General features: G+C 51.7%; 24 protein-coding genes. 15 read left to right on the forward strand and 9 right to left on the reverse strand.

All coding sequences use genetic code 11. The features are described from left to right. The first annotated feature begins 11 nt into the window (after window positions 1–11). Window positions 12–365 (forward strand): arsenate reductase (glutaredoxin), encoded by a 354-nt coding sequence (gene arsC / locus ACRDCA_RS27040; RefSeq protein ID WP_438692258.1) that lies wholly within the window; start codon window positions 12–14, stop codon window positions 363–365. A 44-nt stretch (window positions 366–409) separates the two neighbouring features. On the opposite strand, the gene ACRDCA_RS27045 is transcribed toward arsC, so the two are convergent. From ACRDCA_RS27045 to ACRDCA_RS27060, 4 genes are read right to left on the reverse strand one after another with little or no spacing between them, the layout of a single operon-like run. Continuing rightward, entirely contained in the window at window positions 410–1,735 is a 1,326-nt protein-coding gene (locus tag ACRDCA_RS27045) for an MFS transporter (RefSeq protein WP_438692259.1), read from the reverse strand. Beyond that, window positions 1,732–2,385, reverse strand: a complete 654-nt coding sequence (locus tag ACRDCA_RS27050) for a hypothetical protein (protein WP_438692260.1) — start codon at window positions 2,383–2,385, stop codon at window positions 1,732–1,734. The genes ACRDCA_RS27045 and ACRDCA_RS27050 overlap by 4 nt, the downstream gene beginning before the upstream one ends. A 51-nt stretch (window positions 2,386–2,436) precedes the next feature. Continuing rightward, window positions 2,437–3,786 carry an amidase gene (locus ACRDCA_RS27055; RefSeq protein WP_438692261.1) on the reverse strand — a complete coding sequence of 450 codons (1,350 nt, stop codon included), beginning with the start codon at window positions 3,784–3,786 and terminating at the stop codon, window positions 2,437–2,439. Continuing rightward, window positions 3,786–4,502 carry a DUF2848 domain-containing protein gene (locus tag ACRDCA_RS27060; RefSeq protein ID WP_438692262.1) on the reverse strand — a complete coding sequence of 239 codons (717 nt, stop codon included), beginning with the start codon at window positions 4,500–4,502 and terminating at the stop codon, window positions 3,786–3,788. The genes ACRDCA_RS27055 and ACRDCA_RS27060 overlap by 1 nt, the downstream gene beginning before the upstream one ends. A gap of 125 nt (window positions 4,503–4,627) precedes the next feature. On the opposite strand from ACRDCA_RS27060, the gene ACRDCA_RS27065 reads away from it, so the two are divergent. Further along, complete coding sequence (locus ACRDCA_RS27065; protein WP_438692263.1) at window positions 4,628–5,308, forward strand: GntR family transcriptional regulator; 681 nt, start codon at window positions 4,628–4,630, stop codon at window positions 5,306–5,308. Between the two features lie 36 nt (window positions 5,309–5,344). On the opposite strand, the gene hda is transcribed toward ACRDCA_RS27065, so the two are convergent. Then, the gene (hda, locus tag ACRDCA_RS27070; RefSeq protein WP_025120768.1) at window positions 5,345–6,046 is read right to left on the reverse strand and encodes a DnaA inactivator Hda; all 702 of its coding nucleotides are present in this window, start codon (window positions 6,044–6,046) and stop codon (window positions 5,345–5,347) included. Window positions 6,047–6,217: 171 nt separating this feature from the next. On the opposite strand from hda, the gene ACRDCA_RS27075 reads away from it, so the two are divergent. The 9 genes from ACRDCA_RS27075 (at window position 6,218) to ACRDCA_RS27115 (ending at window position 15,349) form a co-directional block, all read left to right on the forward strand. Further along, window positions 6,218–6,712, forward strand: a complete 495-nt coding sequence (locus ACRDCA_RS27075; RefSeq protein ID WP_438692264.1) for an E3 ubiquitin--protein ligase — start codon at window positions 6,218–6,220, stop codon at window positions 6,710–6,712. A 799-nt stretch (window positions 6,713–7,511) separates the two neighbouring features. Then, window positions 7,512–7,892: a hypothetical protein gene (locus tag ACRDCA_RS27080; protein ID WP_438692265.1), complete on the forward strand. Its 381-nt coding sequence runs from the start codon at window positions 7,512–7,514 to the stop codon at window positions 7,890–7,892. 139 nt (window positions 7,893–8,031) lie between these two features. Next, on the forward strand, window positions 8,032–8,589 hold the full coding sequence (locus ACRDCA_RS27085; RefSeq protein WP_438692266.1) for a helix-turn-helix transcriptional regulator: 558 nt from the start codon (window positions 8,032–8,034) through the stop codon (window positions 8,587–8,589). A 199-nt stretch (window positions 8,590–8,788) separates the two neighbouring features. Further along, a complete protein-coding gene (locus ACRDCA_RS27090) occupies window positions 8,789–9,349 on the forward strand; it encodes a fimbrial protein (protein ID WP_438692267.1) in 561 nt (186 codons plus the stop codon). Between the two features lie 58 nt (window positions 9,350–9,407). Next, a complete protein-coding gene (locus ACRDCA_RS27095; RefSeq protein WP_438692268.1) occupies window positions 9,408–10,136 on the forward strand; it encodes a fimbrial biogenesis chaperone in 729 nt (242 codons plus the stop codon). A 46-nt stretch (window positions 10,137–10,182) separates the two neighbouring features. Then, window positions 10,183–12,741, forward strand: a complete 2,559-nt coding sequence (locus ACRDCA_RS27100) for a fimbria/pilus outer membrane usher protein (RefSeq protein WP_438692269.1) — start codon at window positions 10,183–10,185, stop codon at window positions 12,739–12,741. A 2-nt stretch (window positions 12,742–12,743) separates the two neighbouring features. Further along, window positions 12,744–13,895 (forward strand): fimbrial protein, encoded by a 1,152-nt coding sequence (locus tag ACRDCA_RS27105; RefSeq protein ID WP_438692270.1) that lies wholly within the window; start codon window positions 12,744–12,746, stop codon window positions 13,893–13,895. Between the two features lie 175 nt (window positions 13,896–14,070). After that, window positions 14,071–14,862 carry a winged helix-turn-helix domain-containing protein gene (locus ACRDCA_RS27110; protein WP_438692271.1) on the forward strand — a complete coding sequence of 264 codons (792 nt, stop codon included), beginning with the start codon at window positions 14,071–14,073 and terminating at the stop codon, window positions 14,860–14,862. Then, complete coding sequence (locus ACRDCA_RS27115) at window positions 14,852–15,349, forward strand: hypothetical protein (RefSeq protein ID WP_438692272.1); 498 nt, start codon at window positions 14,852–14,854, stop codon at window positions 15,347–15,349. Before ACRDCA_RS27110 ends, ACRDCA_RS27115 begins: the two co-directional genes overlap by 11 nt. Window positions 15,350–15,417: 68 nt before the next feature. Here the strand turns inward: ACRDCA_RS27115 and uraA are convergent, their stop codons facing one another. The 3 genes from uraA to ACRDCA_RS27130 all read right to left on the reverse strand — a co-directional run bounded on the left by uraA (window position 15,418) and on the right by ACRDCA_RS27130 (window position 17,767). Further along, the gene (gene uraA, locus ACRDCA_RS27120; RefSeq protein ID WP_438692273.1) at window positions 15,418–16,707 is read right to left on the reverse strand and encodes a uracil permease; all 1,290 of its coding nucleotides are present in this window, start codon (window positions 16,705–16,707) and stop codon (window positions 15,418–15,420) included. A gap of 206 nt (window positions 16,708–16,913) precedes the next feature. Next, window positions 16,914–17,540: a uracil phosphoribosyltransferase gene (gene upp, locus ACRDCA_RS27125; protein ID WP_024484908.1), complete on the reverse strand. Its 627-nt coding sequence runs from the start codon at window positions 17,538–17,540 to the stop codon at window positions 16,914–16,916. Beyond that, on the reverse strand, window positions 17,540–17,767 hold the full coding sequence (locus ACRDCA_RS27130; protein ID WP_438692274.1) for a hypothetical protein: 228 nt from the start codon (window positions 17,765–17,767) through the stop codon (window positions 17,540–17,542). The genes upp and ACRDCA_RS27130 overlap by 1 nt, the downstream gene beginning before the upstream one ends. Before the next feature lie 27 nt (window positions 17,768–17,794). On the opposite strand from ACRDCA_RS27130, the gene purM reads away from it, so the two are divergent. The 3 genes from purM to speG all read left to right on the forward strand — a co-directional run bounded on the left by purM (window position 17,795) and on the right by speG (window position 20,139). Beyond that, window positions 17,795–18,832, forward strand: a complete 1,038-nt coding sequence (gene purM / locus ACRDCA_RS27135) for a phosphoribosylformylglycinamidine cyclo-ligase (protein WP_438692275.1) — start codon at window positions 17,795–17,797, stop codon at window positions 18,830–18,832. Further along, the gene (gene purN / locus ACRDCA_RS27140) at window positions 18,832–19,470 is read left to right on the forward strand and encodes a phosphoribosylglycinamide formyltransferase (protein WP_438692515.1); all 639 of its coding nucleotides are present in this window, start codon (window positions 18,832–18,834) and stop codon (window positions 19,468–19,470) included. The genes purM and purN overlap by 1 nt, the downstream gene beginning before the upstream one ends. A 111-nt stretch (window positions 19,471–19,581) precedes the next feature. After that, window positions 19,582–20,139, forward strand: coding sequence for a spermidine N1-acetyltransferase (gene speG, locus ACRDCA_RS27145; RefSeq protein WP_438692276.1), 558 nt, complete (start codon window positions 19,582–19,584; stop codon window positions 20,137–20,139). 40 nt (window positions 20,140–20,179) lie between these two features. On the opposite strand, the gene ACRDCA_RS27150 is transcribed toward speG, so the two are convergent. Next, window positions 20,180–20,686: a DUF1993 domain-containing protein gene (locus tag ACRDCA_RS27150; RefSeq protein ID WP_438692277.1), complete on the reverse strand. Its 507-nt coding sequence runs from the start codon at window positions 20,684–20,686 to the stop codon at window positions 20,180–20,182. A gap of 364 nt (window positions 20,687–21,050) precedes the next feature. On the opposite strand from ACRDCA_RS27150, the gene ACRDCA_RS27155 reads away from it, so the two are divergent. Then, entirely contained in the window at window positions 21,051–21,737 is a 687-nt protein-coding gene (locus tag ACRDCA_RS27155) for a bactofilin family protein (protein WP_438692278.1), read from the forward strand. Window positions 21,738–21,749: the final 12 nt, after the last annotated feature.

The raw sequence follows: 21,749 nt of genomic DNA on the forward strand, positions 1-21,749 counted from the left end.
GAAACAGAAAAATGAACAACGTCACCATTTATCACAACCCGCGCTGCTCGAAGAGCCGCGAGACGCTGGCGCTGCTGGAACAGCATGGCGTCGCGCCACAAGTGGTGTTGTATCTGGATACGCCGCCTTCCGTCACTGAGCTGAAAAAACTGCTGCAACAGCTCGGTTTCACTTCAGCCCGTGAATTGATGCGTAACAAAGAAGAGCTCTACAAGGAGCTGAAACTGGCGGATGAAACCCTGAGCGAAGAGCAACTGCTGCAAGCGATGGTGGCCAACCCGAAACTGATCGAACGCCCAATCGTGGTCAAAGGCGGCAAAGCCCGCATTGGCAGACCACCGGAGCAGGTGTTGGAGATCTTGTGATCCCTTGACGGCAAGCCGGGCGTTGATCCGCCCGGCGGCTGAATTTACAACGGGGTATGTGCTGTTTCCCGCGCGGCGAGCAACGCCCACAAGGTAATCAACAGAGCCACTGCGACATAGGCCGAAATCGCCAGCGTGCTGTCAAAAGAAGTAAATAGCGAAGCAATAATCAGCGGCGCAAAGCCTCCCCCGACGATCCCCGCCAAAGTATAAGCCAGCGAAGAACCCGCATAGCGCACCCTGGTCGGGAACTGTTCGGTGATAAAAGCCGCCTGCGGGCCGAACATCGCCGCATGGATCAGCAGGCCAACCACCACGGCGGTACAAATCAACACCGGCTGGCTGCTATCAAGCAACACAAAGAAAGCAAATGCCCAGACGATCCCCGCCAGCGCCCCGCCAATATACACGGGCCGGCGGCCAAAGCGATCGGATAAGGCGCCAAACATCGGCACGGTGATCGCATTGCCGATCGCCCCCAGCATGGTGGCCGTCAGCGCCAGTGGCCGCGGCAGGTTAAGTACCGTAGTCACATAAGTCAGGGTAAATACCACCACCAAGGCGTACAACACGTCAGAGCCAATACGTGAACCACCGGCGATCAATAACGAGCGTGGGTGTTGGGTGAAAACCTCGCGGATCGGGGATTGGGTAACATCCTTCGACGCTTCCAACTGCAGAAACGCCGGAGTTTCCCCCACTCCACGACGCAGCCACAGACCAAAGATCACCAACACCAGGCTCAGCAGGAACGGAATACGCCATCCCCATTGTTGGAAGTCGTCTGCCGACATGGCCATGGTCACCAGTGTGATCAGCCCGGTACCAATCAGCGAACCGCAAGAGGGGCCTACCTGTGCAAACGAGGCGTTACGTCCGCGCTGATGCGGTTTTCCATGTTCCATCGACAACAGCACGGCTCCGGCCCATTCGCCACCCAACGCAATGCCCTGGATAAAACGTAGTGCCACCAACAGCAGCGGGCTCCAAATCCCCCAGCTCGCGTAGCCGGGCAATAGCCCCATCAACGTGGTCGTCACCCCCATGATCACCAGCGTAGCAACCAGCACAAACCGCCTTCCCAACACGTCACCAAGATGCCCGAAGACGATGCCGCCGATAGGCCGCGAAACATAGCCGACCGCGTAAGTGGAAAACGCCAGAATGGTGCCGACCAGTGGATCGAATGACGGGAAGAACACATGGTTGAAAATCAGCGCCGCCATGATGTTGTAAACGGTGAAGTCATACCATTCCAGCGCGGTGCCTATTGAACTGGCTGCCGCCAGCCGGCCGGTTTTAGGCGGAGCTGCGGCGTGTTCCTGCACCGATAAATCTACAATCGGTGTCTCAGTAGTCGATGAATTCATGATGCCAGCTCCTGTGAAGTCAGTTGCCAGCCAAGTGCGTAATGCACCACCTCGTCAGCTGGGATTTTCAACGTGTGGCAAGCCACTCCACTCAATTGCAGCCCTGCCTCTGCGCTGCTGCTTTCAATCAATAACATCGGCAGCAACTGGCGATTTTCCCGTGACTCTTTCGGTAACGGCGAACTGAGCTCGGCATCCGGCACCAACAGGCTGCTACGGACGAAACCGGGCAGTTCGGCAAGCTGTGCTCCCAGGTGAGTAATGTGATCTTTCAGGATGCCCAGATCGGCGGGTTCCAGAGTGATAATGCTCAGATGGCTACCGCTGCCCTGTCCGGTGACGGCTTCAACCGTACAGACCCGGCGCATGGGATCGCGCATCTTGTCCAGGCTGGCAACCGACCACGGCGTCTGTTGGCTAAAAGCGTTGCGATAAGCCTGTGAGGTAAAGCTGGCCAGAGAAGCGGTTTTATACAGCCCAAGATATTTTCGCCCTCCCTGCAAAGCCTGGTAACGCGTGCCCGAAAGAAAACCGGGGACCCGCACCCGCTCTTCGACATGTTCGCGGTCATACCACTGATTGAAATCCGCCTCATCCTGCGCGGCGACATCCGTTGCGACAAACAGCATTCCGTTCGGGGAACTGGTCATAGGTAATCTCCTGGTAATATCAGTAAGGCAAGGCCGTACCCTGCAAAAAAATCACGCGCTGGCAAGGCAGCGCTCGATCGCCAACGCCCAACCCAGCAACGCCTGATCGTGCATGGGTAACCCGGCCACCATCAGACCTACGGGGGCTTCCCCTGGCCGTTGGCAGGGTAGTGATAACGCGCAGCCATCAAGAAAGTTGATCACGGAAGGATTACGTAGCGCTGCACCGTTGGCGTGGAAGTAGGCTTCATCGTCCTCTGCCAGTTCGGCAATGGTTGGCGCAAGCTGTGGCGCGGTTGGCATCAACAATGCGTCAAAGCCTTGTACCCTGGCTGTCACCCGCTGCTGCCAACTGGCACGTAACTGCCGTAGCTGCTGCAGATCGCCCTCACCCAGCGGCTGACCACGACGAATTCGTGACAACACTCGCGGGTCATAATCATCAGCATGTTCGGCAATCAACGACCGGTGCCAATGCCAGGACTCAAGTGCGGTAAACCCACCGGCAGCGTTGATTTGCGCCAATTCGGCGAATTCGCTACAGGGGATAGCTTCAATCTGCGCACCTGACTGTGCCAAACGCTGCAGACTGTGTTGGAACGCCGTGGCAACCTCTTCGTCCAACCCATCCAACACCAGCGTTTGCGGTACGGCAAAGCGCGCCTGCGCCAAAGATTGTGGCTCTGGTTGCAAGGCTTGTTCGGCAATGGCGGCATCCAGAGCAATACAACTGGCAACGTCGTGAGCGATCACCCCGATAGAGTCCAGCGAAGGTGACAGCGGCAACAGTCCAGTGCTGGCAATCCGCCTAGCGGTAGGTTTATAACCCGTCAAACCACAGAAAGCCGCCGGGATACGCACCGAACCACCGGTGTCACTGCCAACGGCACCGCAGCACATACCATCGGCCACCGCGACCGCTGCACCGGAAGATGAACCACCCGGTATACGTCGGGCGGCGCGATCCCAAGGGTTAGCCGGAGTGCCAAAGTGCGGATTGATGCCCAACCCGGAGTAGGCAAACTCGGTCATGTTGGTTTTACCGATCACCACGGCTCCAGCCTGCAACAGGCGCTCCACAATCGCAGCGTGCTTTTTGGCTACCGCAGCACCAGCCAACACCCGCGAACCGGCTGTAGTCACCTGCCCACTCACGTCAAACAGGTCTTTGATCGATACCGGTACCCCATCCAAAGCAGACAACGGTTTACCTGCCGCACGACGTTGGTCAGCCTCCTGTGCCTGCTGTTGTGCCCAATCGGCATAAACCTGGGTAAAGGTCCGTTTTCCTTCGCCTTGCGGATCGGCGATCTGCGCCAAGGCAGCGGCGATCAACTGCCTGGAGGTAAATTCCCCATTGGCCAACCCGGCTGCGGCCTGCACAAGCGTTAACTTTGCCATCACGCCACCACCGGCAGCTCGATGCTGCGATAACTATGGGCAATGGTGCGGCCCAACACTTCATCCACCAGTTCCATACGGAATTCGGCTGCGGGCCGGATCCCGCCAATTGCCGCTACCGTGCCACAGGTCATTGCCAAACCGTCACTCGGCAGCAGGGGGAGCGCCATGCCACTTTCAGGCAACTGCTGGCCAGCCAAATAACGTTCGAGTAAATCACCTGGGGTGCGCAGACTGGCAAGCGTCCCCTGCTGGTAAAGCTGAAACTCACCGTTTTCCTTGATCCATGAACGCAGGATCAAGCTGTCCCAGTGATCGCTCACTTCGCGTAACGGCCACGCGGCGCGCGCCACCGGTTTAACGCAGATCTGCTTGGACAGTGCTACGCTGTGTACTTCCAGCTGACGATCGGTATGGTCCGACGCCAGCGAAACATACAATTCACCGCCATGGCTGAAGATCAGCGGTTCCACTTCGCCGGAGGTCGCCTCGCCGATCACTTCGATGCAATCGCTTTGGCTGAGTTGGTTAACCGCCACACGGTAAAACAGCGGGACGCTGCTGGGCTGGGGAACGCCCAGCTCGGCCAGTTCCTGAATATGATGTTGAATTGCCTTATAATCACGGCCAGTCCAGCCAGCGATGACCAGATGATCGATTTCGGCATCCAACGTCTTGGCAATACAGGTTTCTGGTAAAGTAAAGGTCAGCCTCATGGCAATTGTGTCCCTTTGGTTAAAATGGTGTGAAATTTCACTATATCTTCAGTTACCAACTAAGCGACTGCCATGTGACGTTTTTGTGTACCATGTCTAAAAATTTCTTCTTGCAGGAGTAGCATGTGAAGACCATTGACGCAGAGGATCGGGGGTTCCCGGTAGCAGAGGAAGCTGGCTTGTCACTCAATGAAGTGGCCTACCGCCGCTTCAAGCAGGCCTTGGTGACGCTGAGTTACAAACCGGGTGAGTACCTCAATACCGCGCAGGTAATGAGTGAGCTGGATATGGGCAGAACGCCGATCAATCAGGCGATCCACCGTTTGGCGAATGAGGGCTTGTTGCAGGTGATCCCGCGCAAAGGGGTGATGGTCTCGCCGCTGTCGATAGACGATGCGCTAGAGCTGATTGATGTCCGCCTGGCCAATGAAATGCTGTGTATGCGGCTGGCCAGTGCCAAGATCACCCCGCCACAGGTGGCCGCGCTGAACGCGCTCAACCAGCAGATCGAAGCCGCCAGCCAGGATCGTGACCGGGTGCGGATGATGACGCTGGATCATCAGTTCCATCAAGAGCTGGCGCAGATCGCTGGCAATAACATGCTGACGGATATTCTGAGCGTACTGCACGCCAGAGCTCAACGTTTCTGGGCCAGCACGCTGTCGCGGGAAGGGCATATGCAGGAAGTTATCGACGAGCATCGGGCGATTATCAGCGCGTTGGCCGCACAGGACAGCGACGCCGCAGCAAGTGCAGCACAAGCGCATATCCTGTCATTTCGCAGTGCGCTGTTGCACGAAGGCTGAAAAATCCACGGGTGGGGAATGGGGAATAGTGGCTAGCTACAGCCCCAGAATTTCCTTCACAAACGGAATGGTCAGTTTGCGTTGTGCGGTGATCGACGCGCGATCGAGCTGATCCAACGTCATAAACAACGTGCGCATTTCACGATCCAGACGTTTGAGCAGAAAGCGGCCCACGTCTTCCGGCAGTTCAAAGCCACGCAGTTTGCCGCGCAGTTGCAACGCTTGCAGCTTCTCTTCGTCCGACAGCGGCTGTAGCTTGTAAATCTGCCCCCAATCCAGGCGCGAAGCCAGATCCGGCAAGTGCAGATTCAACTGGCGTGGCGGACGGTCGCCAGTGATAAACAGGCGGGTGCGGCCCGTTTCCAGAATGCGGTTATAGAGATTGAAAATCGCCATCTCCCACTCTTCATCACCGGCAATGCACTCGATGTTATCGATGCAGACCAGCGCCAGCTGTTCCATGCCGTCCAACACTTCAGGCACAAAATAGGCGCGTTTATCCAGCGGGACATAGCCCACCGCTTCGCCACGCTGTGAGAGTTCGGCACAGGCTGCATGCAGCAAATGGCTGCGTCCCCCGCCTTCGCGTGACCAGAAATAGATGTAGCTACCATGCTCCTGACGGACTGCGGATTGGATCGCGGCTAATAAGGATGGGTTCTCACCCGGATAAAAACTGGCAAAAGTTTCATCATCGGGTAGATAAAGTGGCAGTGAAAGCTGTGCCGGCGTATTCAGAAAAGCACCTCAACCAAAACTGGCAGGAAAACGCGCCCAGTCTAACACAGAAAACGGCCACTGTTGAACTGCCATGAGAACAACGCGATACGCTGGTCAAATTTGGCTTGTACGGCAAAGTTGCTCTAAGATGAATCTCGCAATCTCAAGATAACCGTAAGGAGCTAGACCGTGAAATCGTGGAATAAAGTGCTATTGGCCTCAATGGTAGGTTTACTGCTGGTGGGCTGCGATGATGCCAAGGTCGATTCCCATCTGGATAAGGCCAAAGACAGTGCCGAACAGATGAAAGACGCGGCGGAAAAGAAAGCAGATCAACTGACTGACGATGCCAAAGCCAAAGCGGAGCAAATCAAGCAGGCCGCCTCGGCTCAGACGGATCAGCTCAAAGATCAGGCCTCTGCCATTAAGGATGACGCCGCTAAACAGGCGGATGCGCTCACTGCTGAGGCCAAAGCCAAGGCCGCAGCGATCAAACAGGATGCGGATAAACAGAGCCAGCAACTGATCGATCAGGCCAAGAACATCAAAGCCGATGCAATCAACGGTGCCAACGATCTGGCGCAGCAGGCCAAGGCCAAGACCGAAGAGCTCAAGAATAGCATGGACGATAAAACTCAACAGGCAGACGGCAAAACAGAACAGCCAGCCCAACCGGCCAATTAATAACGCTTCGCACTACCGCTATTCCCTCCTTTCCTGAAGGGGGGAATATCACCCTGCGACATCCTTCCTGAGCGCTCCCAAAAAACTGCTGATACCGCTGCATAAATGATACCTGGCCAGGCTCACTGATTGCATTTGGTCAGAAATTTATCGCACTGCATCTAAATGTGAACATTAATCTCTCATTAAGATTTTTCTTGTTAACGCAGTGCTATTGATCTCAGCTCAATAGCGCATTCAAAAACAAGTAATTAAACGAAAAAACAACACAATCCTTACAGCGACCGCATGCCGTTTATAGCTACCTCATCTAATTGAGATCAAAAGATAAACTTTGAGTTTTATCCCGCTGGAATTTTCTTAGTATGGGTCCGGCAAACGGGGAGCCAGCTCATGATGTAGCAAAGTACCCTCTGGTAAACCAAGGATCAAAACGGGCATAAATCTGCCAAAATCACTGGCTAGAGATAAGAATTAACTCAGTTGCATACCGGAGCATATCTAATTGAATTAATTAAATTTAAAGCATTTCAGCAGTCAGTTACGCTATAAAATGTAATTTTTAAACTGTTTATGCTGATCAAGAAATCCTGATCAACCCTGGTGCAGAACTTAGCCAATCATCGTTATATGGATTTTTATTATGAAATTTTGTACTTTTCTAGTTAAAAGCTCTATTTAGTTACGTTTTAGCAACAATAAGATCGGGGTATCAGGCGTATTGTTTTATATGCCTATAACCCTAGAATTGTCTTACCAACGGATAGGACACCTTGCCTAATAACAGGAGTTTTAGGATATGGATAGGAAAAAACTATTTGGTTTCTGGGTTGAACCAGACCTGCAAATCGATGTTCAGCATAACAGGATTGTTCGCCTCAGTGCGGATAAACCTAGTGCCAACTTCTCCTGTGCAATTGTCTCTTTAAAAGAAGTGACGATGGCAATACTGACCTATTTACTCAAACACGCCAGCAACAAGTTCGTCAGCCGCCAGGAATTGCTGATCGAAGTGATTGGTAAAATGAACTATTCATCTTCCAACCAATTCCTGTGGCAAGAACTTAAAGAGCTCAAGTTAAAACTGGCATTATTAGGTATCCCCGAAGACATAATCATCACGTCAAGAAGCAAAGGCATCAGTATTTCAAGTGTCGATATAAAGCCTCTTTACTATTAAAACATGACCTGAAAAAGTAGATTCTGCCAACAACCCGATTGTCCCCTTGCAGTAAAAAGCATTAAACCGAATTAATGTTAATCCTGGTTCGTATTGTGTTCACTGCTAGAGTTGCATCTTTGAGGAAGAAATGAAGTATATGCCAACAATTAATATTTATGGGGTTGATTCATTTTTTAAACATGGCATAGAGAGCATCTTGGCCGATATTCAATTACGCATACCTTTCGAGCAAAAGCAGGTGATACCTCAAATCGACATATGGATAATAAGCCAGAAGTGCCTGACCGATGTGCTGCCTTTTGTTAACCGCCCGACCCCCAGGGTACCTAGCATCGTTTTTTGCTCAGAGCGCTGTCAGCGTTTGTTACAAGGTACCCCTATCGACTGGACCGTTTGCCTGTTTGGCCTGGACATATCGATCGCCAGATTTAAAAAAGAACTACCAAAGAAAATAGCGATACTATTGTTAACGGGCCGCTTTGATATACACAGAAACCCGCAACTCCATTTATCCACTATGGAAATTGAGACAGTACGACATTTATCGATGGGCTATAGCCCACACCGGGTTGCGCAGTTAACTCATAAAAGCGTTAAAACGATCAGCACCCATAAGCGCAATTCGATGAAACGGCTAGGCGTGTCCAGTAATCAAGAGTTAATGATGAAAGTAAAAATCCTCGGACTGCACTAAAAATAGGGTGCCGATCGTTTTTAAGTTTTATCGCTCGTTAATGCCACTGCATTAACGAGCGGCAGATTTGAACGTAGTTTTACGTTTAAAAAAGCAGACGCAACGAATAAATCAGCTGATGACTTTCGCTGCAATCTACTTACACACCAAGTATTACCATGATGGTAACAATACTCGATCTATAAAGGACGTTTTAAAGATGAAAAAAACAATTGTTAGTCTTTCTCTGCTGGCTGCACTGGGTTTGGCTACTTCTGTACAGGCTGCTTCAACCGGCACCATTACTTTTAATGGCCTGCTGACTGACAGCACCTGTGACGTAGACATCGAAGGTCAAGGCGCTGATGCCACCATCATTCTGCCTACCGTAAGCGTAACCGAACTGACCAGCGCAGGTGACACCACTGGTCGTGCATCTTTCAAGATGAACATCTCCAAATGTGTGATCGGTACTGCGGGTGGCCACTCTAAGGTTTCTGCATTCTTCCAACCGGGTAATACGGTAGACCTGAGCACTGGGCGTCTGAAAAACGTGGGCGGTAGCGCCACCCAGGTTGATCTGCAGTTACTGGATGTTTCCGGCAACTATAAAGTTATCGATATCGGTAGCACCAACCAGGTCAACGATATGACTTATATCGATATCGATCAGGCTAACGGCACCGCGCTGTTGCCGTACGCCGTTCAATATTACGCCAAGGGTCAAACCACGCCAGGTACCGTAACCAGCAGCGTAGTATATAACCTGCAATACAAATAATTATTTGATTTATCAGGGAGGGCAACCTCCCTGTTCATTGTTCAAGGATAGCGTATTTATGTTCACCAAATCATTCCCGTTAACACTCTGGGCCGTCTTGTGCTTCTTATTGATTTCCCCGCTGCCTGGTTCAGCCAGTATTGTGGTCAACGGGACCCGTGTGGTTTATCCAGGGAATGACAAGGAAGTGACCGTTAAATTATCTAATGTCGGTCAGGCTCCTATGTTGGTACAAAGCTGGATTGATACCGGCGACTCTGACGCCAAGCCAGAAAAGATCCGCGTGCCCTTTATTCTGACGCCGCCCATTAACCGCATCGATCCCAATAAAAGCCAGACGCTGCGACTGAGTTATACCGCATCTCCTACGCTACCTGAAAATAAAGAATCCGTGTATTGGTTGAACGTATTGGAAATTCCGCCGGTGAAAGACAATATTTCTCCCAATCGCCTACAGGTCGCCTTTCGTACCCGTATAAAGATCTTCTACCGCCCAGCGGCTATTGCCGACAGCACCAAAGCGGCCGAAGCCGCCAATAAGTTGGTCTGGTCCTTTAGCAACGGGAAACTTCAGGCAGCCAATGCCTCACCCTATTACGTTTCATTGGTCTCGGTGGTGGTGCATCAAGGAAGCAATACGCTCTCTGCAGAGGGCGAAATGGTGCCTCCTGGCGGAGTTCAGCATTTCACACTGAAAGACGCACGCACTTTACCTGCGGGAACCGCAATCTCTTACGAATACGTCAACGACTGGGGGGCGGTTAAAACAGTGAAGGCTGTTCTTTAATCCGTCGTTTTCTCTGGGATAAATATAAACAGGGTTGTTTATTTATATGCGTCATCCTTTCCATTACTCTCTGTTGGCTACCATGGTAATGTTGGCCGTGATGCCTGCGGCCCAGGCCACAGAAGATACGCCAGCGATATTGCGCAATGATGCTCCTACGGGAACAGGTGTGCGTTTCGACCCGATATTTCTAAGCTCGTCTGAGGCAGACGCGGTTGATTTATCCCGCTTTGAACACGGCGCGGCCGCTTCACCGGGCATCTACCCGGCCGATATCTTTGTTAATGGCGAATTGGCGACGCACGAAAAGGTGTTGTTTGTCGAACAGGCGGATAAACAGGTCTTGCCTTGCCTGTCGCCGGCCATCCTGAAAAAAATCAATTTTAACTACGGCCAATTGCCAGCCCCTTTTGCCGAAGCACTTCGCAGCGAACAACGTTGCTATCCGCTCACACAGCTGATCCCACAGGCGCAGGTTGCATTCGACTCCGGGTTGCAACGCCTGGATATCAGCATCCCTCAGGCAATGATGCAAAACAGTGCGCGCGGCTACGTCAGCCCGGAACTGTGGGATAAAGGCATTCCCGCATTGTTGTTAGGATATAACACCAGCGTCTATACCACGCACTCACGCGGGGAAAGCAGCAATTCCGTTTATGCCGGGATTAATGCTGGCATCAACATCGGTGCCTGGTACTTCCGCCACGACGGCAACTACAACTGGCAGGAGAAAATCGGCGGGCAATATCAGTCGATCAATAACTATGTGGAACGGGATATCCCGGCCATCCTGGGCCGTGTGCGCCTAGGGGAAACCAGTACTAAAGGGCAGGTGTTTGATACCTTGCCATTCCGCGGGATCGAACTGGTCAACGATGACCGCATGCTGGCCCCTTCCCTGCGTGGATATGCCCCCAACATTCGCGGGATCGCGCGGACCAATGCTCGGGTCACCGTGCGGCAGAACAGTCTGGTGATTTATGAAACCACAGTATCGCCAGGTGCCTTCGTGATCGACGACCTGTACCCGACCGGCTTTGGCGGCAATCTGGACGTTACGGTGAAGGAAGCAGACGGCAGCGTGCAGAACTTCCAGGTTCCTTATGCGTCGGTCGCCCAGCTGCTTCGCCCTGGAACTCACCACTATGACGTGGTGGCAGGTAAACTCAATGATATCTCACTGTCTTCAAACCCTACGCTGGTACAGGCCACTTACCAGCGCGGGCTGACTAATACCTTGACCGGTTATGGCGGCCTGCAAGCAAGTAATGATTATTATGCGTTGCAATTAGGGGCAGCATTGAGCACCACAATCGGTGCCTTCTCCGCCGACGTCAGCCAGGCACGAGTACACCTGGAAAGCACCAAAGAGCGGATGAACAGTGGGCAGAGCTTCCAGCTGAGCTACAGCAAGTTCCTGCCAGCCACCAACAGCAACCTGACCATCGCGGCCTATCGCTATTCAACCTCCGGCTATTACGACTATATGACTGCCATGCGGGCGATCGATGCCGAGCAGCACGGCCAGTCGGCCGACAATATCTGGCGACCTCGTAACCGCTTTAATATCACCATGAATCAGGGGTTACCCGCCGGGTGGGGGCAAATGTATGTCACCGGCTATACCCAGGATTACTGGAATCAGGGTAATACCGACCTTCAATATCAGTTGGGCTACAGCAATGAGTATCGCGATATCAGTTATAGCCTGAGTGCCGGGCGCGTACGCGGTATGCATGGCGAGATGGAAACCAACTGGCTGCTGAACCTCAGCATGCCATTAGGACGTAAAGAAAATGCCAATCTGCCATCGCTGACCGCCAGCCTGAATCACAGCACCACGGGGCAAAGTGGCCAGCAGGTCGGCATTTCTGGCAGCGCAGGGGAAGACTACCAATATAACTATGGTGCCAGCGCGATGCATTATAACCAGGGCGGTGGGAGCAGCATGGCGCTCAACGCTGGCTACCGCTCGGCTTACACCCATATGACAGCCACTTACGGTGCGGGTAAAAATTACCAGAATGCGTCTGCTGGGCTGAGTGGCACGATGATCGCCTGGCCGCAAGGTGTCGTCATGACACCTTATACCGGCGATACCTTCGCCGTGGTTGAAGCCAAAGGGGCGACCGGTGCCAAAGTGGGCGGCTATTCCGGAGTGCGCATCGATCCATGGGGACACGCTGCCGTGCCTTATCTGAACCCGTACGAGATGAATGAAATCACCATAGATCCGAAAGGCATGCCATATGAGGTCGAGCTAGAAAACACCAGTGACAAAGTTGCCCCCCACGCTGGTGCAGTAAGCAAAGTGACGTTCAAAACCCAACAAGGAACACCGTTATTGATCATGGCTCAACGAGCTAATGGCGAGGCAGTGCCGTTCGGGGCCGAAGTGTTCGACAGCTTGAAAAACAATATCGGCAGTGTTGGGCAGATGGGGCAAATCTATGCTCGGGTAGAGAAGCAACGGGACCAACTCACTGTCAAATGGGGCGAACAGCAGGGCCAATACTGCCAGTTGAATTATATTTTACCGCCTAAACCGAAAGGCTCGACCATTAAAAACATTATCCGCTTTGATTCAATCTGCCGGGAGGAGTAATAATGAACAGATTTACCAACGGGTGGCTTGAAAGCATTCGGACCACTTTGATTAAGCGAAGCTTACACGCCTTATTTGTCGTGCTAGTTGCCTACAGCTCAGCGGGTTTGGCACTAACCTGTAAGATAAATGTGCCAGTCAGAACCGATGCGTTCCCATTACAGGGCGGTAATATCACCGTGGGCAACGAACTCCCACTCGGCACCATCATTTATCGACAGAATATTACTTCAACCAAGGATTATGCCAAAGCGCCCCATGGCCTTTGTGATGGCACCGGCCCGCATACGGACAGACAATATATTTACCTCACTAAAATGCCACAGTCGCTTTCCAGCTGGCAAGGCGGAACTTATTCCGGGAAAATTTACAATACCAATATCCCGGGCGTTGGCGTGGTGATTGCCAGAGGCAACACGGGCCTGAATGCCTCCGCCTTTCAATGGTATAGTGAAACCCGAGCCAGCATTGGAGATATACAGGTTTGGACCACCATCACGATGCTACTGATAAAAACCGGTAATATCACACCAGGCACGTTGAATGGCAGCTCCTTACCCACCGCTACCATCCGTAACGATTACACCGTTGCCAACGGCAGTAGCGTACTTTTTTCATGGAAGCCTTACACCGTGAATTTTAGTGGCAGCTTAAGGATCATCTCTCAAACCTGTAGCGTACCGGATTATTCTGTCGATCTCGGCTCATGGGATATCTTTGACATGATGGCAAAAGGCTCCAGCGAATGGCGTGATGCCTCAATCAAGATGACCAACTGCCCAAGGTTCTACGGTTATATCGATAATGCCTTTAATACGGTGCATTTAACCGGTGCAATTTCGGGACTCAAATATACCGGTAATGCTATTGGGCTGAAACTTTCTGCGTTATATGGCAACATCAACGCGGCAAATGGCATTATAAAACTAGAGCCATCGATCAATACTGCCAACGGTGTAGGCATACAGCTTGCTTCAGGAAATAAGACTACCAACACCCTGTTCAACCTCAGCAATGAGCAACGGCTCAGCGTGAGCAATAATGCCAACACCAGCCTTACTATTCCTTTGGTTGCTAGATATATCAAGACAGAAAACAAGGTAACTCAGGGAAAAGCTGACAGCAAAGTTGTATTTACAATAAATTATTATTAGCAAGCTACCCATATCCACCAACTAAATACGACTGATAATCACCACCTTTAATGCCGCCAGTATGGCGGCATTTTTATGTTGCAAATTGACATCAATCAACCCATCTACAAATAAAAAACAATAACATCGATTAGGAACTTTCATTTATTGTGTTTTTATTTATTTGGAGATTGTAATGTCTAATAACTACTTAATAGATAATAAAATTATTTATGATGGTCACAGTAGAGAAATCTCCAAGATTGATGACCCGGCAAGAAAGATAAAGCTCTCTAAGGCTGGTGCGCAATGCTTACAGATCCTTATTGAAGCTAAGCACAAAGTGGTCTCGCAAGATAACCTCTCTGAGTATATTTGGGGCGTAAAAGGTATTATTGTTGGTTCAAATACACTTTATCAACACATTTACATATTAAGGAAATGCTTAAGCGAACTCGGGGCAGATAAGGCCATGATCAGAACCATCCCTCGTTTAGGGATAAATATCCCAGAAATATTTACTATTGACCTGCTGGATAACATCCCAGAACATCATGAATGTAATCGCGATGTGACTCCCCTACCCAATTGCTCAACAATACACTTAACAGCGAATTTTCCAGCTAAAAACGGCAATCCAACGCTTACCTTTAACAAGGTAATTTATTATATATCTTTCATCCTCAGTTTAACTGCGCTGCTTCTCTACCTCTACCGATTTCATAGCCCATACAGCGGGAAGTATTCTTATTTAGGCCAATATCAGAACTGTGTAATTTATCGATATCCTGACAGCCTTAAATTATCAGATGTAAAATCAAAAGTCATCAATCTAGGGATGAAGTGCGATAGTCCAAAGAAACAGTTTCTCTATTACTCCGGGAATAAAAAAAGCAGAATGGAGTCCATTATTCTATGCGATAACAGAATTATTTGGAATACAAAAAACAAGTGCAAATCATTTCATTGGAGCGGTTATGAACAATAAAGAAATATCTCTACTGCCTATCTTGATTTGTATAACAGCCTTAATAACCCTGTGTATAGTCATGTTAAAAGATAGCAATAGCGGTCTATCCTGCGAAGCGGAAACTTATTATAAGTGGCACTTTCCTGCGCCTGGAAAAACGGTCAACCGGTACATAGCCATCCATTTAGAAAAAATCAATAATGCAGGGGAGGGAAAGGGTCGAATTTCATTTACGTCAATTATTTACTATGAAAAAAAAACCTATTATCTCAGGCGCGATATCCTTGTGAACTATCAAGTCAGCAATGATAAATTGTATTTCTTTAAAACGCTTTATATTAATAAAGACCCTAGAGACAGCATTTCTGAGGAGATGGAAAAAAAGCTGGTTCCTGAGATATTGTATAAAGTCGGCAACCTATCAAGTTTCACCATACTTAAGGCGGGCAATGGGTATTTCTTCTCTCTTACCGATACCCCGCTGTTCTATTGTAATCGACTCTGATAGCGAGTTACAGCCCTGTTTTACAGCGCCAGCGACTCCGCGTAGAGAGTGCTGGCGTTCCCTATATTTTACTTATGATCAAGGCGCTCTTCCGGCACGTCGATCACTTCTTCCTCTTTGCGGTACAGGCTAATCAGTTTGAACAGCAGGCTCAGGCCGATCCCGACGATGGTCGCCAGCGCCATCCCTTTCAATTCCGCCGCGCCGATATGCACTTTCGCACCGCTAACGCCGATAATCAGGATCACCGAGGTCAGGATCAGGTTTTGTGCCTTGTTATAATCCACCTTGGATTCGATCAATACGCGAATACCCGAAGCGCCAATCACACCGTACAGCAGCAGGGAAACGCCACCCATCACCGGCACCGGTACCACCTGGATCGCCGCCGCCAGCTTGCCGACGCAGGAAAGCAGAATGGCCAGAATAGCCGCCCCGCCGATCACCCAGGTACTGTAAACCTTGGTGATGGCCATAACGCCGATGTTTTCACCATAGGTCGTGTTAGGCGTGGAGCCGAAGAAGCCGGAAATCACGGTCGAGATCCCGTTGGCAAACATTGAGCGGTGCAGGCCCGGATCGCGCAGCAGGTCTTTTTTAACGATGTTCGCCGTGACCACCAGATGGCCAACGTGCTCGGCAATCACCACCAATGCCGCAGGCAGAATAGTGAAGATGGCAAACCACTCAAAGCGTGGCGTGTAGAATGTCGGCAAGGCAAACCAGTGCGCATCACGGATTGGCGTCAGATCGACTACGCCCATAAAGAACGACAGCGCATAACCCACCAATACGCCAATCAGGATCGGGATAATCGCCAGGAAACCACGGAACAGCACCGAACCCAAGACGGTTACCCCCAGCGTGACCAGCGAAATGGTGATGGTGGTGCTATCCGCGGAGGTGCCTTCCGCCGGTAAAAGCCCGGCCATATTAGCCGCCACACCTGCCAGCTCCAAACCGATGACGGCAACGATTGCGCCCATCGCCGCAGGCGGGAACATCACGTCCAGCCAGCCGGTACCGGCCTTCTTGACGATCAACGCCACCAGACAGAACAACACCCCGCACATGATAAACCCACCCAATGCGACCTCATACCCCAGCGGTAACAGCAGCAACACCGGTGAAATAAACGCAAAACTGGACCCCAGATAGGCTGGTATCTTGCCCTTACAGATAAACAGATACAGCAATGTCCCCACGCCGTTGAACAGCAGCACCGTTGCCGGATTGATCTTGAACAGGATGGGGACCAGCACGGTGGCCCCAAACATGGCAAACAAATGCTGGAAGCTGAGCGGGATGGTCTGGAGCAGCGGCGGGCGTTCACTAACGCCGATGGCGCGACGGGTCATGGAGTGTTTTTCCTCTGAGTTAGTATCAGTTGTGTTGGTTTAACTATGAATGCTCTATGGATTTCAAGTTACAGCTAGGCGGCAAGGGCGTTAATCCCCAGGAGCTTATTTATAATAAGTGACTGGGGTTAGCGCCCGCAGACAACAACGCTGTAGCTTGAAAGACGACGAGCATTAAAAAGCCGACTCTCTGGTCGGCTTATTTATTATTTGGTACCAAATATCTTGTCGCCTGCATCACCCAGGCCAGGCACGATGTACCCTTTGTCATTCAGACACTGGTCGATCGAGGCGGTATACAGCTCAACATCCGGATGCGCTTTCTCCAGCGCGGCGATCCCTTCAGGAGCAGCAACCAGCACCAGCACCTTGATGCTGCTGCAACCGGCCTTCTTCAACAGGTCGATGGTGGCGATCATCGAACCACCGGTAGCCAGCATTGGGTCAACTACCAGCGCCATACGCTCGTCGATGTTGGAAACCAGTTTCTGGAAGTACGGTACCGGCTCCAGGGTTTCTTCGTCGCGATAAACCCCAACCACGCTGATACGAGCGCTTGGGACATGCTCCAGCACCCCTTCCATCATGCCCAGACCGGCACGCAGGATTGGCACTACGGTAATTTTTTTCCCTTTAATCTGCTCAACTTCAACCGGCCCACACCAGCCTTCGATGGTGACTTTCTCTGTCACTAGATCGGCTGTCGCTTCATAGGTCAGCAAACTACCCACTTCAGAAGCCAGCTCACGAAAGCGTTTGGTGCTGATATCGTGTTCACGCATCAGGCCAAGCTTGTGTTTCACCAGCGGGTGTTTCACCTCAACGATCTTCATCATTTTTCTCCTATTAAGGTGGTTGCGGCCAAAAAAATCGCCGGATTATACCGCCTTTTGCGCTTCGCGCCACTACCAATAGCCGGATCGAGATCAACAAAAGATTGATCAACAGTATAGAAGACGAAAAGTTCGAGCGGGCTCACATGGTTCTCGCAAACGTTTGCTTGCGCTGTTAGAATTGCCGCGCCTGGTTCCGGCACCACCGCCGGAAGCACCGTTCTCAAACCGCAAACCGTCGTGGGGATCGCGCAGTGACCGACAAAACCTCTCTCAGCTATAAAGACGCAGGTGTCGATATCGATGCTGGCAACGCATTGGTAGACCGCATCAAAGGTGTAGTGAAACAGACCCGCCGCCCGGAAGTGATGGGTGGGCTGGGCGGTTTTGGCGCCCTGTGCGCGTTGCCGCAGAAATACCGCGAGCCGATACTGGTTTCCGGCACCGATGGCGTGGGCACCAAGCTGCGTCTGGCGATGGATTTGAAACGCCATGACACCATCGGTATCGATCTGGTGGCGATGTGTGTTAACGATCTGGTGGTTCAGGGCGCAGAGCCGCTGTTCTTCCTGGATTACTTTGCTACCGGCAAGCTGGATGTGGATACCGCCTCCAGCGTGATCACCGGGATCGCCGAAGGCTGTAAGCAATCCGGCTGTGCGTTAGTCGGTGGTGAAACCGCCGAAATGCCTGGCATGTACCACGGTGAAGACTACGACGTCGCCGGTTTCTGTGTGGGCGTGGTTGAGAAATCCGAAATCATCGACGGCAGCAAAGTTCAGTCTGGCGACGCACTGATCGCTCTGGGCGCTTCAGGCCCACACTCCAACGGTTATTCGTTGGTACGCAAGATCCTGGAAGTGAGCAAGACCGATCCTGCTACCACTGACCTGGATGGCAAGCCGTTGGCGGACCACCTGCTCGAGCCAACCAGGATTTACGTTAAATCCGTGCTGGAATTGATTGAGAAAGTGGACGTGCACGCTATTGCTCACCTGACCGGTGGCGGCTTCTGGGAAAACATCCCACGCGTACTGCCAGAAGGCATGCAGGCGGTGATTGACGAATCAAGCTGGCAATGGCCTGCCGTATTTGGTTGGTTGCAGCAGGCAGGCAACGTGAGCAGCCATGAAATGTACCGCACCTTTAACTGTGGTGTTGGTATGGTGATCGCGCTGCCGCAAGAATCGGTAGAAAAAGCCATCGCAATATTAACTGCCGCAGGTGAAAAAGCCTGGCAGATTGGTAAACTGACCGCTTCTTCTGACGAACAACAAGTGGTCATTCAGTGATGAAAAAGATTGTGGTGTTGGTCTCCGGCCAGGGGAGTAATCTCCAGGCGCTGATCGATGCCTGCCAACAGGGCCGGATCGCCGCCACTCTCGTGGCGGTAATCAGCAATAACGCACAGGCTTACGGCTTGCAGCGTGCCGAGGAAGCTGGCATTGCCGCTCAGGCGCTGGATGCCAAAGCCTTTGCCGATCGTGAAGCCTTTGACGCTGCGCTGGCGCAGGCCATCGACCAGTATCAGCCCGATTTGGTGGTGTTGGCCGGTTATATGCGTATTCTCAGCAACGCGTTTGTGCAGCACTATGCCGGACGCCTGTTGAATATCCACCCTTCCCTGCTGCCGAAATATCCAGGGCTGCATACCCATCGTCAGGCTATCGACAACGGCGACGCCGAGCATGGTACTTCGGTGCACTTCGTGACGGAGCAGCTCGACGGTGGCCCGGTGATCCTGCAAGCCAAGGTGCCAATCTTCCCCGGTGACGAGGAAGACGAGGTGATTGAGCGGGTGCAGACCCAGGAACACACCATTTACCCCCTGGTAGTGAGCTGGTTTATCGAAGGGCGATTGGCGATGCGTGACAACGCTGCCTGGTTGGATGGTGTACGCTTGCCAGCACAAGGTTATGCAGCCGACTAACCTGCAACTAGCTGCAATCTAAACGGTACCCTTCGCGGTGCCGTTTTTTTTCGCCTTGCATCAGCGGCTGGGGTTATACTTTGGCCAGATTAATGACATTGAGGAGACGGTATGTCGAGCACCACCAACGTCAGGCTGCGCCCGCTGGAGCGGGAAGATCTGGCGTTTGTTCACCAGATGGATAACAACGCCAGCGTAATGCGCTACTGGTTCGAAGAGCCTTATGAAGCCTTTGTTGAGCTTTCCGACCTGTACGATAAACACATTCACGACCAGAGCGAGCGGCGCTTTATCATCGAGCATGAAGGGGCCAAGGTCGGGCTGGTTGAACTGGTAGAGATCGACCATATTCACCGCCGCGCCGAATTCCAGATCATCATCGACCCCGCGCATCAGGGCAAAGGCTATGCCAGCACCGCTGCCAAGCTGGCGATGGACTATGGCTTCTCCGTGCTTAACCTCTATAAGCTGTATCTGATCGTCGACAAAGAGAACCCGAAGGCGATCCATATTTACAGCAAGCTGGGCTTTGAAGTGGAAGGTGAGCTGATTGACGAATTCTTCGTTAGCGGCGCATACCGCACCGTGCTGCGCATGTGTATCTTCCAGCCGCAGTATCTGGCGAAGTTCAAGACGGCTCTGGCTAGCGATAAGCCTCTGGTTAAATAACCGCAAACCGGGGAGATAGGCTTCTCCCCGAAAACCACAATTACCTGGCGCCCAGATAATCCCATTTACCCACTTCCACGCCCTGATTACGCAGGATGTTGTAAGCGGTAGTCAGATGGAAATAAAAGTTGGGAATGGCGAAAGTCAGCAGGAAATCTTGTGCGGTGAAGTGGAAATCACGCGTCTTGCTTTTAATCTCAATGTTGCGGCCATCGGCCTCGGCAAAATCGGCCGCCTGGAAACCCTGCACATAGGCAATCGTTTTCTCAATGCGCTGGTAAAGATCGGCAAAGCTGGCTTCGTTATCCGGCATAGAGGGCACTTCCTGCCCGGCCAATCGGGCCACGGCACCTTTGGCAGCATCGCTGGTAATCTGTACCTGCCGCAGCAGAGCGAACATATCCGGTGCCAGTCGCGCTTCTAACAGCACGCTTTCCGCCTGCTGCTTCTCTTGCAAGAACTGTTCACCTTTTTTCAGCAACGCTGACAGGATCTGCAAACCACGGACAAACTGCGATGGACAATGGGCATAAATCGACAAAGACATACAACCTCCAGGTGTGAGTGACCAGCCATCTTACGCCGGTTGTCAGGTTAATGTCGTTGAGTTGTTTGACAGGTTGTGTCGGCTTGCGCTAATCCATGCAAAAAATCCATTCATTGCCGATTGCCATACAGTTAATGGTTTGTTTACGCCGATTAAGATGATCCTTGTTCGGCCAACGGAGTGGTGAATTAACTCGCATAATTAGGTATCATCCCTGCCACTAGGGATAGCCCTACAGGAACCGTCATGCTGGTTGCCGGCAGAGAACCTCTGGCATCTCGCGCTTTCGCCTGGAATGGACTTCAAACGGCCTGAAAACATGCGTAATTACAATTTATTATGGTGTGTATGGGGATTATGGGCTTTGTCCATCGTTCTCTGGCTGACAGGGATCAGCTTCACCGGGATCGACTTAAAACGCGCGCTGCTGGCCGCCTTGATCTTGGCGCTGCTGGCAACGCTGGCGTTTATCTACAAAATTACAAGGATGAATAAAATGTTGTCATTCAATAAAAAAAATAAATCGGCTGCGGCGGAAAAAGCGCAGGAGTTGATCGATCAGCCTGCACCGCAAGCCTCTGCCCACGCCGAACCGACCCCATCAAGCGATGTCCTTGACGCGATCAAGCCCATCCGCGCCAAGAAAGACACCTTTATCTCCAATGGTGCGCTGTTCACCGGCGTGATCGAAGGCGACGGCAATATCATTGTCGAAGGCCGGGTTGAGGGAAATATCATTTGCAGCCATATGGTGCGTATTGAAACCAGCGGCTATGTCAAAGGTGAGATCCGCGCCCAGCAGATCATGATTAATGGCCCGGTTGAAGGCCGTTGCTTCGCCAATTCACTGTGCATCCAGCCTAAAGGCAGCATGCACGGGGATATCTTCGCCGACGAAATCTCCATCGAGAAAGGTGGCCTGTTTATTGGCCAGTCACAACTGATGCAAAAAACGGCCCCTCAGGCCCAACCCGCTCAGGCAAAAGTGACCGCGTTGAAGAAGGTAGAACCTGAGCAGCAGGCCGCACAGCCGAGCCAGCAAGCCAATTAAGCCGCTCGCCCG

Source organism: Serratia sp. (in: enterobacteria) (assembly GCF_051654945.1).
In the GTDB taxonomy this organism is placed as follows: Bacteria; Pseudomonadota; Gammaproteobacteria; order Enterobacterales; family Enterobacteriaceae; genus Chania.